The sequence below is a fragment of the Altererythrobacter chaiwopuensis genome, from assembly GCF_054957755.1.
The window spans coordinates 1,609,645-1,622,679 of the sequence record NZ_JBTXJG010000001.1 but is presented as its reverse complement, the minus strand read 5'-3'; the positions used below and the strand labels follow the sequence as shown (position 1 = coordinate 1,622,679).

Sequence of the window (13,035 nt, the reverse complement as noted above, 5' to 3'; positions counted from 1 at the left end):
AAAAATGAACGATATTTCCGAAAACGCAGTGGGCCAGGCTTTCGATGTCCCGGGCGGCGTGCACATTGTGGCTCAGTCCACTCAGCTGGCCGCGCTCGAAGGGCTTGCCGGGCATGTCACCGCCATCACTTGCGGCATCGAAGACCCGCTTCCCATTGCCGAACTGGCAAATGCATCGATCATCGTGATCGAGGTTGATCCGGCATCGCGCAATTCGCTTGAGCGGGTCGATCTGTTGCGCAGCCAATGGCCGCACCTGCCGGTAATCGCAGGCCTGGCCAAGGTCGATATCGCCACCTCGCGCCAGCTTCTGCGCCGCGGTGTGAGCGACATCGTTGCCCTGCCATTCACGCTTGATGAGCTGGTCACTGCCATTGTTGATACCGCGCAACAGGAACTTAAGGATAACAAGGCCAATGTCCGCCTTGCCCCTTTCATTGCGATGATCAAAAGCATTGGCGGCGCTGGTTCGACCACCATCGCCACCCATCTGGCCGCACAAATGGCGCATGATTTGGGCGCAGGCCATCGCGCCTGCGTGATAGACCTCGATCTGCAATCGGGGGATGTTGCTTCCTATCTCGGCTGCAGCCCCAAGTTGACCCTCGCCGATCTGGTCGAAACACCCGAACGGCTGGATGACGAACTTGTGCGTTCCGTCACCGCGACCGGCCACGATCTGGTCGATGTGATAGCCGCGCCGTCTGACATCGTTCCAATCGAATCGATCGATTTCGATCAGCTGATGCGCGTCATCACCATTGCCCGCCGCAATTATGACGTGGTGATCGTCGATCTTCCAGCAAGCTTCACCAACTGGTCGCTTTCCACCGTATTCGCTGCCGATCTTTCTTTGATTGTAGGCACGCTGACCATTCCCAGCCTGCGCCACGCCAAGCGCCAGCTCGATTTCTTGGTTTCGATGGGAATCGCAAAGGATGCGATCAGCGTGGTGCTGAACCAGGTTGAAAAGAGCCTGTTCAAAAGCATTAGCGCTCATGATGCAGCGAAAGCGCTCAAACATCCAATCCTGGCCTGTATTTGCCAAGAGCAGGCGCTTCTGCGCGCTGCCCAGGATCAAGGCCAACTCGTCTATGCCCTCCAGAAACGCAACAAGTTCAGCAAGGATATCATGCTCCTGAGCGAACTCGTTGCTGCCCGCATAGCGGAGGCAGACTGATATGTGGCAAATCAAACGCCCCCCGGGGGAAGAGAAGCAAGAGCAGCAAGCTGAGCAACAAGGCGCAGCCCCTGACGCTGCGCCGGTGATTCAGCTGAACACTGGGGCCGACCAGCGGCAGGACACTTTGCTGCGGCTGCGCATGGCGATCCACCAGGGCCTGCTAGACCGGCTCAACCTCTCCATGCTCGACAAGCTCCCAGAAGAGCAGATCAAATCCGAAATCACCCAATTGATTCCCGAATTGTTGGTGACATTCGACCAACCGCTCAACCGCGAAGAACGTTCGAACCTGGTCGACGAGGTGATGGACGAACTGCTCGGGCTTGGACCGCTTGAACCACTACTCAAGGATGAGACCGTTACCGATGTTCTGGTCAACGGCTCGCAAATCGTCTTCGTCGAACGTTCGGGCGTGCTCGAGCGCGCGCCGACCCGCTTCCAGGATGAAAAGCATCTTATGCGTATCATCCAGAAGATCGTCAGCGCGGTGGGCCGCCGGATCGACGAAAGCTCTCCCTTCGTCGACGCACGCCTCAGGGATGGCAGCCGCGTAAACGCCATCATTGCCCCACTGGCGCTCGATGGATCGCTGCTTTCGATCCGTAAATTCGCGAAGATCCCGATCAGCATGAAGAAGCTGATCGATCTTGAATCGGTTCCGCAGGCGATGGCCGACGTGCTTGCCGCGATCGTGCGTTCGCGGCGCAACGTGCTGATCTCCGGTGGCACCGGCTCGGGCAAGACAACCATGCTCAACGCACTCTCGTCATTCATCGACGAGCGCGAACGGATTGTGACAATCGAAGATTCTGCCGAATTGCAGCTGCAACAGATCCATGTCGCCCGGCTCGAAACACGTCCGCCCAATATCGAGGGTCGCGGCGAGGTTAGCCAGCGCGACCTGGTCAAGAACGCGCTGCGCATGCGGCCTGACCGCATCATCGTGGGCGAAGTTCGCGCCGGCGAAGCATTTGACATGCTTCAGGCGATGAACACAGGCCACGATGGATCCATGACGACGGTTCACGCCAACAATCCGCGCGATTCTTTAAGCCGCCTTGAACAGATGGTGCTGATGAGCGGGATCGATATGCCGCAGCGCGCTGTAAGGGCTCAGATTGCTTCCGCGATCAACGTTGTCTTGCAAGTGTCGCGCCTCAGCGATGGGCGCCGCAAGGTCACCAGCCTTTCCGAAATCACCGGTATGGAAGGCGAGACGATTACCATGCAGGAAATCTTCCGCTTCAAAAAGACCGGCATTGATGAAAGCAACAAGGTAATTGGCCATTTCGAAGCAACCGGCATCCGGCCCAAATTCCTCCTCGAAGCGGAAACCTACGGTGTAACGCTGCCAGCAGAGTTGTTCCGCCCGGAACTGAAGTTGACCTGAGCCATGACCGCAGAGATAATCCGCATATTCATCCTACTGGCAATCTTTGCCGCGGTATTCGTAGCGACACAGTTCATTGGCTCTTCGGTTGAGCAGTCACGCAGCCATCGCGGCGCAGTGAACAAACGACTCAAGTTGATCGCGGCCGGCCGCGATCGCGAAGAGATCGTCGGTCAGCTGGTCAAAACCCGGCCTAAGGGCCTGCCGCAATTGCCCGAGGCACTCGAGGGCATCCTGATGAGCATGCAACGCATGGTGTTCCAGTCCGGCATCACCATTACCCTGGGGCAGTTGCTAGTATTCATGGTCATCGGCCTTGTCGCGGTTTTCATGCTGACCGTGTTTGGCCTGGCAATCTTTGGATATCCGATAGCGATCGGTACGTTTGTCCTCAGTCTGATTTTCAGCCTTGCCCTGGCAGTGGCGACCCCGCTGCTGACGGTAAGCCGCATGGCAAGTTCGCGCCGCAAGCGCATTGAGCACCAGTTCCCGATCGCACTCGACGTCTTCGTGCGCGCCTTGCGCTCGGGCCATCCGATCGCTTCGGCAATTGATTTGTTGACCAAGGAAATGGAAGACCCAATCGGTACGGAATTCGGGCTGATCAGCGATGAAATCGCCTATGGTGTCGACCTGATCGGCGCAATCTCGCACATGGCCGAGCGCTGGGACCTTGACGACATGAAGATGTTTGCGGTCTCGATTTCGGTGCAAAGCGAGACTGGTGGCAACCTTGCCGAGATCCTCGATAACATCTCGAAGGTGATCCGCGATCGGCATCAGATGTTCATGAAGGTACGCGCGCTCAGCTCCGAAGGCCGTATGACGGCCTGGATGCTCAGTGTGCTTCCAGTTTTCACGTTTGTCTCCATTTTTTTGCTGACACCGCAATATTACTTTGAAACCGCTGAAGACCCGATCTTTATTTATGGATTTATTGGTTTGGCTATAATGTATGTATTGGGCGTTTATATAATTCGCCGTCTGATCGATTTGAAAGTTTGACATGTTTGAATTTGTCACTTCAAACTGGGTACTGCGCTCTTTGTCTCTGTTGCTCATTTTTGCAGCGGTCGCAGTCACGGCCTATTTTGTTTCCAATTTCATTTCACGGCGCCTGCGTGTGTCACGCGAACTCGCCACGTTTAGCGGTGCAATAGGCAATCAAAGCAGCGAGACTTTGACGCGCCAGCGTACAGAGGGCGCTTGGGCGCGGATCGTCAAACGCATCGAAGAGGCGGGGCTCAACCTGGGTGACACAGCGGAAAGCGAGATTTCTAGACAGTTGAAGGCCGCCGGCTTTACCTCTCCTGCCGCGCCTCGTATCTATACGCTGATCCGCCTGCTGCTCGTGTTCGTCCAGCCCGGCCTTTATCTTCTCTATGCCGTGTCGCAGGCTGAGCCGCCTTCAGTGTTCCAGATTTACATAAGCTGCGCGATCCTGGCGGTACTGGGGTTGTATGGCCCTAATCTGTATATCCGAGCAAAGGCCGCTAGCAGACGAACCGAAGTCATAAACGGCTTTCCCGATTGCCTTGACCTGATGCTAGTATGCGTGGAGGCCGGGCTCGGCCTTGAAGCAACGCTCGACCGCGTCGGTCGGGAGATGGCTGAAACTCATCCGATGGTTTCTGCATTGCTGACAGAAACCACCCTGCTGATGCGAGCGGGCGCCAGTCGCGAGGACGCGCTTCGCAAGCTGGGTGAAAATTCAAATGTCGATGAGATCCGCTCATTCGCAACCTTGCTGATCCAATCGGACAAATTGGGTACAAGCCTTGCCACGACCTTGCGCGTTTATGCTTCGGAAATGCGCGAAGCGCGCCGAATGCGCGCTGAAGAGAAGGCGCACCGCCTACCGGTCCTGCTTTCGATTCCACTGGTGGTGTTCATGCTGCCGACGATGATCGGCGTTCTTATTTTACCGGCAATCGTGAGAACAATTCGCGAAGTCTTGCCGGCATTCTAGCGGGAGAAGAAAATGAAACAGATGATCCGCACATTGAGCTGCATCGGCGCCGCGCTTGCGCTGGGCGGCTGTCAAAGCTTCATAGGGGCGCTCGGTTTCGGCCCCAAGCAGTCGGCCCAAGTCGATCAGCGTGCCGAGGCTTTCGGGAGTCAGGAACTGGAACATGGCCGCCTCGCCATGAAACAGGGCCATATCGCATTTGCGATCCAGCAGTTCCGTATGGCAGCGCTCAATGAACGCACTGCGCCCGATGCATTCAATGGCCTCGGTGTCGCCTATGCCAAGTTGGGCCGGGCTGATCTGGCGGAGCGCTATTTCAAGACCGCGCTTGAGCTTGATTCGTCCAATCCCAAATACGCCGCCAATCTGGCACATTTCTACAACTCGCCGCTTGGCACTTCAGCGCGAGCGCTTGCCATGCGCGAGCGCGAAGCTGCCGAAGCGCTGGCGGAAGCGCAGAAGGCCGCAGAAGCAGAGGGTCTGTTGGCTTCTTCTGGTGAAATCGAACACCGTGGCGCGGTTTCGCTGCCTCAATCCGGAAAGGCCAGAACGCGTGTCGTTGGCAATGAGGTGCGCATCACCTCGGTTCCGCAGAAGGCGGCTGACGTCAAGCTGCGCACGCCTGAAATCATCGTGCGGGCGTCGCGCATCGAGACAACTGAACAGGTTCCTGATACCATGCCTGTGGTCGGAAGCCGCAGCGGTCCTTCGCCAAAGGCTCCACAGATCAGCATGGTCGGACGCGCAAGTCCTGGCAGCAATTCCGGCCCAGCGCGGATCAGCGTAACTCGGGGCGGTACTGCACAGTCAAGCACGCTGCTCGAAGCGAATTATCCGGTGCGTGTGGCGCTGCGGCGCGGAAACTAGGATTTGAACGCCGAAATGATGTGGCCAGCGGCGCTGTCGCTGCTGCTGGTGCTGGGCGCGGCAAGTGATATCCGAGATCGCCGCTTGCCAAACTGGCTTTCGCTGGCTCTGCTGCTGCTGGGCCTTGCGTATGGCTACAGCCAGGGTGGTTTTACGGCGCTAGGCTGGCACGGCGCGCATGCGGCAATCGCACTGGTGGTGGGCATGGCGCTGTTTGCGGCGGGAATTATTGGGGGCGGTGACGCGAAATTCTACGCTGGCCTCGCTGCCTATTTCCCGCTCGGCGAAGGCCTGACTCTGCTGTTATGGGTTTCGCTCACGGCAATTGTGGCAATCATCATCTGGTTTGGGATGCGGCGAATCTTACGCTCCAGCCCGATAGACAAAGAAAGCTTGCACGCCAAATTTCCCTATGGCGTGGCGATTACTGGCGGTGGCCTTTGGGTTGCCTGGAGCAGCTTCCTAGCTGCGTGACTCGGTAACCATTGCGAGGCATAATTGGCCCATGAGTTACTACGAAACGGCACCAGCATGGCAAAAGTGGGTGGGCAATGGCCTTGACCACATGTCCCGACTTGGCTTGCTGGCGCTGATAGTTGTAGCTTGGCTGGCAACACTTGCATGGCCCCCGCCTCCTTCGGGAACCCGCCCGCTGGTCGCAAGCCAGCCGGGAATGGCCACCAATCCCGATTATCCGCTGCGCATCACACTTCCTGAAGTCAGGCCAATCCCTGTCGAGGAATTGGTGACGCTGGTCGAGCAAAACGAGCGACTGGTCGCGGCGGATGTAGGCTTGCTCGAGAGGGGCGATACACAACCGGGCGGTTCAACCGGCAACAGATTTGCCGCTGCATTTGCGGCGCTGATTGAACCTTCCGCACATCGCCGCTCTACTGCCTCCCCGGCGCGACAGCCTTTGCCCGATCTCAAACCTGGCGAAATGCTGGCGATTGATTATGATCTGGCAAGCCTGACGCCAAGGGAACCTCAGGACGTTACAGTTGCGAGCAGCAAACCGCGATTCAACGCACAAGATGGCAGCCTGACAGTCAGCAAACCGCTGCTGGTAGATGGGCAAAGCCGGGGCAACGCCACAATCCGGATCGAACAAGGCGCGCAAATCATGATCGCTACCGCTTCGGTCGCCGACGCGCTCGGCCCTCGCGTCGAGACGCTGCCCAGCCGCATCGCCAACGCGCTTGCCACCCGTACTGGCTTCATTCCGTTCAACGAACTGCGCGGCGCGGGGATCGTGGTGGAATATGACCCGATAAAGGACCGTGTCTCGCTTTCCACTGCCTCATGATCGGCCGAAACGTGCGCTGGCTTGGCGCGCGCAAGTCTCTATAATCATCATGCAATGATTGAAAATCTGGACACGTCGGTGCGGTTGATCGCGGTGGGGGCAAGCCTGCTGCTGCTTACACTGCTACTCGCAGGCCAGGTGCGCAGGCCAATCAAGATCGCGCTTGGGGGGCTGCTCATCTCTGCGGCCGCCTACCTTATCAATTCTTCGACCGTGATCCATCCGCCCCCTTCAATCCGGCCCTTCGTTGACCTCGCTTCAGTATTCGCGCCGTTCTGGACATGGCTGTTCGGACGGCGATTGTTCGAGGATGAGCCGCCGAAATGGGTCATCCAGGCTACCACAGCCGTGTTGATCGCAAGCTGGTTCATCGCTCACTTTGTTCCCCGTTTCGACCCGGCGGGCTTCTACAGCATCCATTTCGTTTCGTTGGTTCTGGTGGCCGATCTGCTGCGCGTGGCACTGGGCCAGCGGGCCGACGACCTGGTCGAGAAGCGCAGGCTCATCCGCCTATGGCTGCCGGTGCTGGTCGCCGCTCAAACCGGCGGGGTGCTGGTGTTCGAAACGATTGCCGGACCAGCGCCAGCGCATCCTGCGGTACAATTGCTCAACGCGGTGTTGATCTTCACGGTCACGCTGTTTGCCGGGCTGGCGCTGCTGCGGACCGACGAGGAACTGCTGGCCGAAGCATCTAACCTCGCCGTTGCCAAGCGCACGGCAGTGGACCTTTCGGCTTCCGAAACCGTGCTCAAGGAAAAGCTCGAGGCGGCGATGGCCGCAGGCTATTACCGCACACCAGGCCTGGCGATCACCGACCTGGCCGATCATCTGGGCGTGCCCGAACACCGCCTGCGCGCGCTGATCAACCGCAGGCTTGGCTATCGCAACTTCTCGGCGTTTCTCAACCACCACCGGATTGCCGAAGCGCGCGCGATTCTGGCCGACCGCGACCGCGTTGACGTGCCAGTGCTGACGATCGCGATGGACCTGGGGTATAATTCGCTGCCCACCTTCAATCGCGCCTTCCGTTCGGAAACTGCAACAACGCCAACCGATTACCGGCGCGAGATGTTCATCCGGAACTGAAAAAAGCGGGTCGATTCCGGAATTGTTCGGCTTTTTTCGGCACTGCGGGGCCAAGTGGTGCGCAAGCTGCCAATCAGTGCCCTCCAACATCAACCGTTACGAGATTCGCAAATGGACAACAGTACCGCTCAATTCTGGATCGCCCGCATTCAGGAGCACTTCGTCGGCACATTCACGTTCGATCTGGGCCGCTACTTCATCGCGGCGGGGCTGCTGACGCTGATCCTGTGGCTGGCAAAGGGGTGGTCCGATGCGCGGCGCATTCAGGACCGGCGCGCAAGGCGGGCGGATTATGTCCGCGAAATCGGTTCATCCTTGCGCACGGTGTTCTTCTTCGCGCTTACCGGGCTTACGACCGTGCTGATGGTCGAAGGCGGAGTGATCCATATCCACAAGGGCGATTATCCGGCGGGCCTGTTCGCGGCGCAATTAGTGGCGATTACGCTGGCGCATGATACCTATTTCTACTGGATGCACCGCGCGCTGCACCACCGGCGGCTGTTCCGCGCCACGCATCTGCACCATCACAAATCGCGCACGCCAACAGCCTGGGCAGCCTACAGCTTTTCGGCCTGGGAGGGCGTTGCCGAGGCAGCGTTCATGCCGATCTTCCTGCTGGGCGTGTCGTTGGCAGGCGTCGCCTATATCGACTTTGCAATCTTTATCTTTCTGGCGTGGATGATCCTGCGTAATGTGATGGGCCATGCCGGCATCGAACTGCATCCAGCCGGCTGGGTGGACAGCAAGTGGCTCGACTGGCTGACCACGACCACGCACCACGATCTGCACCATAGCCAGGGCAACCACAATTTCGGGCTGTATTTCACCTGGTGGGACCGGTGGATGGGCACCGAACATCCGCAATACAAGGCCCGTTTTCGCGCCGCGGCGAAGCCACTGTTCGGCAGGGGCGCAGCGGTGGAGGCGATCAATCCCCGGCCAGATGTGCAACCAGTGCCTTGACCTTCTTCTGGCGCCATTGCGGCAGCGGCGCGACCAGCCAATAACCACGGCGGCCCTCTTCAGGCCCTTCAAGTATGACAAGCCTTCCTGTGGCCACCGCCTCTTCAACCAGCGGCAGCGGCAGCGCAGCCTTGCCCAGCCCCGATATGGCTGAACTCAGCGCTTGGCCGGGGTTCCCGGTGGTCACGCAGGGCTTGATATCCTCGGGCAAATTAGCACCGGGCCAGTCAATCCAGCTGTCTTGCGCATCAGGAGCGGCCACCACAACCCGCTTCGCCGGGGCTAGCAGCACGCCTTCAAGATCGCCCGGCCCGTCAACCAGCCGCACCGCCACATCGAGATTGGCTTCGGTGAAATCGGCATTCTCGTCAGCTACGATGTGGAACTGAATTCCCGGATTGGCGGCCTTGAATCTGGCCAGTCGTGAACCAAGCCACTGCGCATAAAACTCGCGCGGCACGGCAATGGTATAGCGGTCAGACGCCTGGCCTGCCTGCATGGCCTGCACGCTCTCCTCGAATTTGAGGAAGCCTTCACGCAATGCGTCAAGCCCGGCACAGCCTTCGCCGGTCAGCTCCAAACCCTTGCTCGTGCGCCGAAACAGCACCACGCCCAAATGATCCTCGAGTGCGCGAATCTGCTGCCCTACGGCAGCGGGCGTCACTGCCAGCTCGTCAGCCGCGCGCGTGAACGACAGGTGCCGGGCCGCAGCATCATATACGCGCAAGGCGTTGAGGGGCAGATGGGTACGTTTCATAGTTTGGGCGATTTAGAGCCCAAGGCTCTATCCCGCAAGCGCGGCGGTATGCTGTCAGTCGGCAGTTGCAGGTGCCGCCAGCGGGAAGAATGGAATGCGCACTTCCAGCGGTGTGCCGTCCTCACGGTGGAAAGTGTAGAATCCCTCCATCGAACCATGGGGAGTTGCCAGCGGGCAGCCCGAAACATAGTCATGGCTTGCGCCAGGCCTTAGCACCGGCTGCTCGCCCACCACCCCCTCGCCATCCACATGGCTCACCATGCCGCGCCCATCGGTGATGCGCCAATGGCGTGTGCGAAGCTGGATTGTCTCGTGGCTGCCGTTCTCAAGCCGTATGTGATAGACCCAGAACCACTTGCCCGCGTCAGGTTGCGACTGCTCGGGCAGGAAGTTGACCGCGACACGCACGGTAACCCCATCGGTTGTGGCAGCATGTTGGAACAGCTCTTTCATGACATGGAGAAGTTAGCAATTGCAGCGCGCACAGCAAGTGGGCTGGTGCAGCATAATCGCCGACTATCCCCAAGCGTGATGGCAAAAACGCAAAATCAGCGCTTCCCCAGTTCATCCTCGATCTGATCGAGCCGCTCCTTACCGAAGAACAACTCGCCATCCACGAAGATGGTTGGAATGCCGAACGCTCCGCGCTCAACGGTCTTTTGAGTGTTTTCGATGAGCCCTTGCTTCACCTCGTCACTCTGCGCACGGCTGGCCAGGTCGCGCGCATCAAAGCCTGCAGCGCTGACTGCCGCAGCCAGTGCTTCGGCATCGGTCACATCCAGGTCCTGCTCCCAGATCGGGGGCAACATGGCCTCGGCAAACTGGACCCCGCGCCCGTCCTGGTCGGCGGCATAAAGCATGCGCTGGAGCAGAATCGAATTAAACGGGAATTTCGAGTTCATCCGGTACTTGTCGAGATTGTGCCGGGCAACGAAGCGCTGCATTTCCAGCATCGCATATTCGTTCTTTCCTTTCACTTCTGCATCCCGGATCATCGGTGGCGCGTTGCCCGTAATCCTGTGCATCCCGCCCAGGAAAACCGGTACCACGTCAAGTTCAGCCCCTGTTCGCCGCACCAGATCGCGCAGCGGCCACCAGACCAGATAGGCGTTTGGACTGACGAAATCGAAAACCAGCTCGACACGTTTTGTCATTCAATCATCTCCCCGATTCAGCGCCACTGTTTCGCATGTTACGGGTGAACGCAGCAAGCCCGCCGGGCTGCGCGCATTATGGTTAATTTCGCGTGAAGCACGCTTGCTTCGTAATTCTTAGCGTCAGAACGCGCATATCGCCCAAGTTTGGTGGCTCACTGGAAAGGTGATGCATGCGAAAAATGCTGAGCAAGCTGTTTTCTAGGCTTCGCCGCAACATACGCGGCAATGTGCTGATCGTTACCGCGATCGGGGCCGCTTCTACTGTAGGTGCCGCCGGGCTGGGCGTGGATACCATCCAATGGTTTCTGGCCAAGCGGCAGCTGCAACAGGCGGCGGATTCGGGCGCGTTGGCGGGCGCGATGAGCCTTTACAGAGGCGCTTCGATCAACGCATCTGTAAGCAATTCGATCGATCGCAACTTTGTAGACACAGTCAATGAAGAACGCATCGCCAACCCACCGGCGGTCGGTGCCTATGCAGGCGATAACGGCGCGGTCGAAGTGTTGATCAGCGTCAACCGCAAGCTCCCATTCTCCAGCATCTTCCTGTCATCGACTCCGGTCATCCGTACCCGCGCAGTTGCCACGGCGGTGGCCGTCGGTGAGCCCTGCGTGATCGCCACGGCAACCGACGGGCTCGGCATTGACGTTTTCGGCAGCGCATTAGCCGACATAGACTGTCCCGTTGCCTCGAATTCTCCCGAAGGCATTTCGATTGACTTGCGCGGTTCAAGCTACCTTGAGACCGATCTCATTATGAGCGTTGGCGGCATAAAGCTAAGCAGCAGCAATATTCCGGCGAGCACCGCAGTCGTTCCTTTTGGTCTGCCAGTTGAAGACCCAATGGCCAACAAAGGCTTGGCGCCGCCGACTTCACCTAGTGGCTGCACTTTTAACAACTTCGTTGTGGATCCGCCCCAAACCGTAACTATGATCCCGGGCCGATATTGTAATGGTGTCACCTTGAAGGGCACAGTCACAATGTCACCGGGCATTTACATCATCGACAGGGGTTTCTTCAACGTAACCTCCCAGGCAAATGTCGTGGGCGACGGTGTGACAATCATACTCACAGGGGATACCAGTAGTAATGTTGCCGCGCTTGATATCGCCGGTGGGGCAGATCTAAATCTGCAAGCACCAACGTCAGATGAAGCATCCACCTCACCCTTCAATGATTCCAAATGGAGTGGCGTGCTATTCTACCAAGACCCATTGGGTGCCGAACCGACCAACATCATTGAGGGCGGTTCAAACATCACACTGGATGGAATCGTTTACATGCCGAATGGAAAGATTTCATACGCTGGCTCATCGAGCCAGGCGGCCCAGTGCCTGTTGCTGATCGGTAAGCGACTTGAATTCGGCGGCACCAATAACATCACAAACAACTGCAATGACGATATCGATGCCAATCTTGGCACCGCCAGAGTCATCAGGGTGGTGGAATAAGCCATGATCGATCATCTCAATCGTCACGCTCGCCAGCTAAGGGGCGACAACAGGGGGTTCGGTGCCATGGAACTGGCGCTGTCATTGCCCTTCGTGCTGTTCCTGTCGCTGGGCATGATCGACGCCTTTGGCCTGGTTGCAGCCAAGATCGATTATGAACGGGCGGCGCAGCGCACCACCGACTTTGCGCAGGCCAAGCGTCCCAACACGGCGGATGGAACCTACCTCAAGACCGTGGCCAAATCCGCCGCCGGTATCACTGACAGCGATGTTACGATCGAGATATTCCTGGAATGCGATGGCACCAGGCAAACCGACTTCACAGGAAACTGCGTCGCCGGGGAACAAACTGCACGCTATGTCAGCGTGCTGATCTCCAAGGCAAAGCAGACCCGGTTCGATTGGGCCGCATTGAGCAGTGTATTCGGTTTTACGGGCTTTCCCAGAAGCATAACCGTGACGGGCGACAGCATGGTGAGGATCCAATGATGTTATGGCACACACTCCGGCGCGACATAAGCGCATCAACCACGGTCGATTTCGCTTTCGCCCTGCCCGTTTTGCTAACGATCATGCTCGGCACCTTGCAGCTCGGCCAGTATTTCCAGGTTTCAGGCACACTGCGCCATGCTTTGGGCGAAGGGGTTCGCTACGCCAAGGTTTACCCCTCGGCCACGCAAGGCGAGGTGCTTGCCGAAATCAGGGATGAGTTGCCCGCTGTTGACCAGAGCAAGATCAAGGCACTTGTGTTTGTGCGCGGAACCAGCAGTGACGGAATCGGATGGGGAGCCGCCAGGATCCAGTACAGCCTTGAACCGATGATCCCGCTGATACCTGTGCCCCCGATCACGATTACCGAGACCAGCATTTCCTATCTTCCCGCCGGCGCCTGAGCCTGCGCCCGGT

General features: G+C 58.3%; 15 protein-coding genes. 12 read left to right on the top strand and 3 right to left on the bottom strand.

Features of this window, described 5'->3' with window-relative positions; all coding sequences use genetic code 11:
* The first annotated feature begins 4 nt into the window (after window positions 1-4).
* The 9 genes from ACX2DJ_RS08075 to ACX2DJ_RS08035 all read left to right on the top strand — a co-directional run bounded on the left by ACX2DJ_RS08075 (window position 5) and on the right by ACX2DJ_RS08035 (window position 8,764).
* Window positions 5-1,180, top strand: coding sequence for a CpaE/TadZ family protein (locus ACX2DJ_RS08075; RefSeq protein ID WP_462571963.1), 1,176 nt, complete (start codon window positions 5-7; stop codon window positions 1,178-1,180).
* Between the two features lies 1 nt (window position 1,181).
* Window positions 1,182-2,573, top strand: coding sequence for a TadA family conjugal transfer-associated ATPase (locus ACX2DJ_RS08070; protein ID WP_462571962.1), 1,392 nt, complete (start codon window positions 1,182-1,184; stop codon window positions 2,571-2,573).
* 3 nt (window positions 2,574-2,576) lie between these two features.
* The gene (locus ACX2DJ_RS08065) at window positions 2,577-3,578 is read left to right on the top strand and encodes a type II secretion system F family protein (RefSeq protein WP_462571961.1); all 1,002 of its coding nucleotides are present in this window, start codon (window positions 2,577-2,579) and stop codon (window positions 3,576-3,578) included.
* Between the two features lies 1 nt (window position 3,579).
* Window positions 3,580-4,542 carry a type II secretion system F family protein gene (locus ACX2DJ_RS08060; protein WP_462571960.1) on the top strand — a complete coding sequence of 321 codons (963 nt, stop codon included), beginning with the start codon at window positions 3,580-3,582 and terminating at the stop codon, window positions 4,540-4,542.
* Between the two features lie 12 nt (window positions 4,543-4,554).
* Window positions 4,555-5,409, top strand: coding sequence for a tetratricopeptide repeat protein (locus tag ACX2DJ_RS08055; protein ID WP_462571959.1), 855 nt, complete (start codon window positions 4,555-4,557; stop codon window positions 5,407-5,409).
* Between the two features lie 15 nt (window positions 5,410-5,424).
* Window positions 5,425-5,883, top strand: a complete 459-nt coding sequence (locus ACX2DJ_RS08050; RefSeq protein ID WP_462571958.1) for an A24 family peptidase — start codon at window positions 5,425-5,427, stop codon at window positions 5,881-5,883.
* Window positions 5,884-5,914: 31 nt separating this feature from the next.
* Window positions 5,915-6,715: a hypothetical protein gene (locus ACX2DJ_RS08045; protein ID WP_462571957.1), complete on the top strand. Its 801-nt coding sequence runs from the start codon at window positions 5,915-5,917 to the stop codon at window positions 6,713-6,715.
* Between the two features lie 54 nt (window positions 6,716-6,769).
* Window positions 6,770-7,801 carry an AraC family transcriptional regulator gene (locus tag ACX2DJ_RS08040; RefSeq protein ID WP_462571956.1) on the top strand — a complete coding sequence of 344 codons (1,032 nt, stop codon included), beginning with the start codon at window positions 6,770-6,772 and terminating at the stop codon, window positions 7,799-7,801.
* Between the two features lie 111 nt (window positions 7,802-7,912).
* On the top strand, window positions 7,913-8,764 hold the full coding sequence (locus tag ACX2DJ_RS08035; RefSeq protein ID WP_462571955.1) for a sterol desaturase family protein: 852 nt from the start codon (window positions 7,913-7,915) through the stop codon (window positions 8,762-8,764).
* Here the strand turns inward: ACX2DJ_RS08035 and ACX2DJ_RS08030 are convergent.
* The 3 genes from ACX2DJ_RS08030 to ACX2DJ_RS08020 form a co-directional block, all read right to left on the bottom strand.
* Window positions 8,730-9,521, bottom strand: a complete 792-nt coding sequence (locus tag ACX2DJ_RS08030; RefSeq protein WP_462571954.1) for a LysR family transcriptional regulator — start codon at window positions 9,519-9,521, stop codon at window positions 8,730-8,732. The two genes, ACX2DJ_RS08035 and ACX2DJ_RS08030, sit on opposite strands and share 35 nt — an antisense overlap.
* Window positions 9,522-9,575: 54 nt before the next feature.
* A complete protein-coding gene (gene apaG, locus ACX2DJ_RS08025) occupies window positions 9,576-9,974 on the bottom strand; it encodes a Co2+/Mg2+ efflux facilitator ApaG/CorD (RefSeq protein WP_462571953.1) in 399 nt (132 codons plus the stop codon).
* Window positions 9,975-10,069: 95 nt separating this feature from the next.
* A complete protein-coding gene (locus ACX2DJ_RS08020) occupies window positions 10,070-10,675 on the bottom strand; it encodes a 2-hydroxychromene-2-carboxylate isomerase (protein ID WP_462571952.1) in 606 nt (201 codons plus the stop codon).
* A 173-nt stretch (window positions 10,676-10,848) separates the two neighbouring features.
* Between ACX2DJ_RS08020 and ACX2DJ_RS08015 the strand changes: the two genes are divergently transcribed.
* From ACX2DJ_RS08015 to ACX2DJ_RS08005, 3 genes are read left to right on the top strand one after another with little or no spacing between them, the layout of a single operon-like run.
* The gene (locus ACX2DJ_RS08015) at window positions 10,849-12,129 is read left to right on the top strand and encodes a pilus assembly protein TadG-related protein (protein WP_462571951.1); all 1,281 of its coding nucleotides are present in this window, start codon (window positions 10,849-10,851) and stop codon (window positions 12,127-12,129) included.
* Window positions 12,130-12,132: 3 nt separating this feature from the next.
* On the top strand, window positions 12,133-12,618 hold the full coding sequence (locus ACX2DJ_RS08010; protein ID WP_462571950.1) for a TadE/TadG family type IV pilus assembly protein: 486 nt from the start codon (window positions 12,133-12,135) through the stop codon (window positions 12,616-12,618).
* The gene (locus ACX2DJ_RS08005) at window positions 12,615-13,022 is read left to right on the top strand and encodes a TadE/TadG family type IV pilus assembly protein (RefSeq protein WP_462571949.1); all 408 of its coding nucleotides are present in this window, start codon (window positions 12,615-12,617) and stop codon (window positions 13,020-13,022) included. Before ACX2DJ_RS08010 ends, ACX2DJ_RS08005 begins: the two co-directional genes overlap by 4 nt.
* Window positions 13,023-13,035 lie beyond the last annotated feature (13 nt).

Bases quoted from the DNA above. Each gene is read 5' to 3' on its own strand.
- ACX2DJ_RS08055 (WP_462571959.1), top strand. From the start codon at position 4,555: ATGAAACAGATGATCCGCACATTGAGCTGCATCGGCGCCGCGCTTGCG.
- ACX2DJ_RS08030 (WP_462571954.1), bottom strand. From the start codon at position 9,521: ATGAAACGTACCCATCTGCCCCTCAACGCCTTGCGCGTATATGATGCT.
- ACX2DJ_RS08045 (WP_462571957.1), top strand. From the start codon at position 5,915: ATGAGTTACTACGAAACGGCACCAGCATGGCAAAAGTGGGTGGGCAAT.
- ACX2DJ_RS08050 (WP_462571958.1), top strand. From the start codon at position 5,425: ATGATGTGGCCAGCGGCGCTGTCGCTGCTGCTGGTGCTGGGCGCGGCA.
- ACX2DJ_RS08065 (WP_462571961.1), top strand. From the start codon at position 2,577: ATGACCGCAGAGATAATCCGCATATTCATCCTACTGGCAATCTTTGCC.
- apaG (WP_462571953.1), bottom strand. From the start codon at position 9,974: ATGAAAGAGCTGTTCCAACATGCTGCCACAACCGATGGGGTTACCGTG.
- ACX2DJ_RS08020 (WP_462571952.1), bottom strand. From the start codon at position 10,675: ATGACAAAACGTGTCGAGCTGGTTTTCGATTTCGTCAGTCCAAACGCC.
- ACX2DJ_RS08070 (WP_462571962.1), top strand. From the start codon at position 1,182: ATGTGGCAAATCAAACGCCCCCCGGGGGAAGAGAAGCAAGAGCAGCAA.
- ACX2DJ_RS08040 (WP_462571956.1), top strand. From the start codon at position 6,770: ATGATTGAAAATCTGGACACGTCGGTGCGGTTGATCGCGGTGGGGGCA.
- ACX2DJ_RS08015 (WP_462571951.1), top strand. From the start codon at position 10,849: ATGCGAAAAATGCTGAGCAAGCTGTTTTCTAGGCTTCGCCGCAACATA.
- ACX2DJ_RS08060 (WP_462571960.1), top strand. From the start codon at position 3,580: ATGTTTGAATTTGTCACTTCAAACTGGGTACTGCGCTCTTTGTCTCTG.
- ACX2DJ_RS08035 (WP_462571955.1), top strand. From the start codon at position 7,913: ATGGACAACAGTACCGCTCAATTCTGGATCGCCCGCATTCAGGAGCAC.
- ACX2DJ_RS08005 (WP_462571949.1), top strand. From the start codon at position 12,615: ATGATGTTATGGCACACACTCCGGCGCGACATAAGCGCATCAACCACG.
- ACX2DJ_RS08075 (WP_462571963.1), top strand. From the start codon at position 5: ATGAACGATATTTCCGAAAACGCAGTGGGCCAGGCTTTCGATGTCCCG.
- ACX2DJ_RS08010 (WP_462571950.1), top strand. From the start codon at position 12,133: ATGATCGATCATCTCAATCGTCACGCTCGCCAGCTAAGGGGCGACAAC.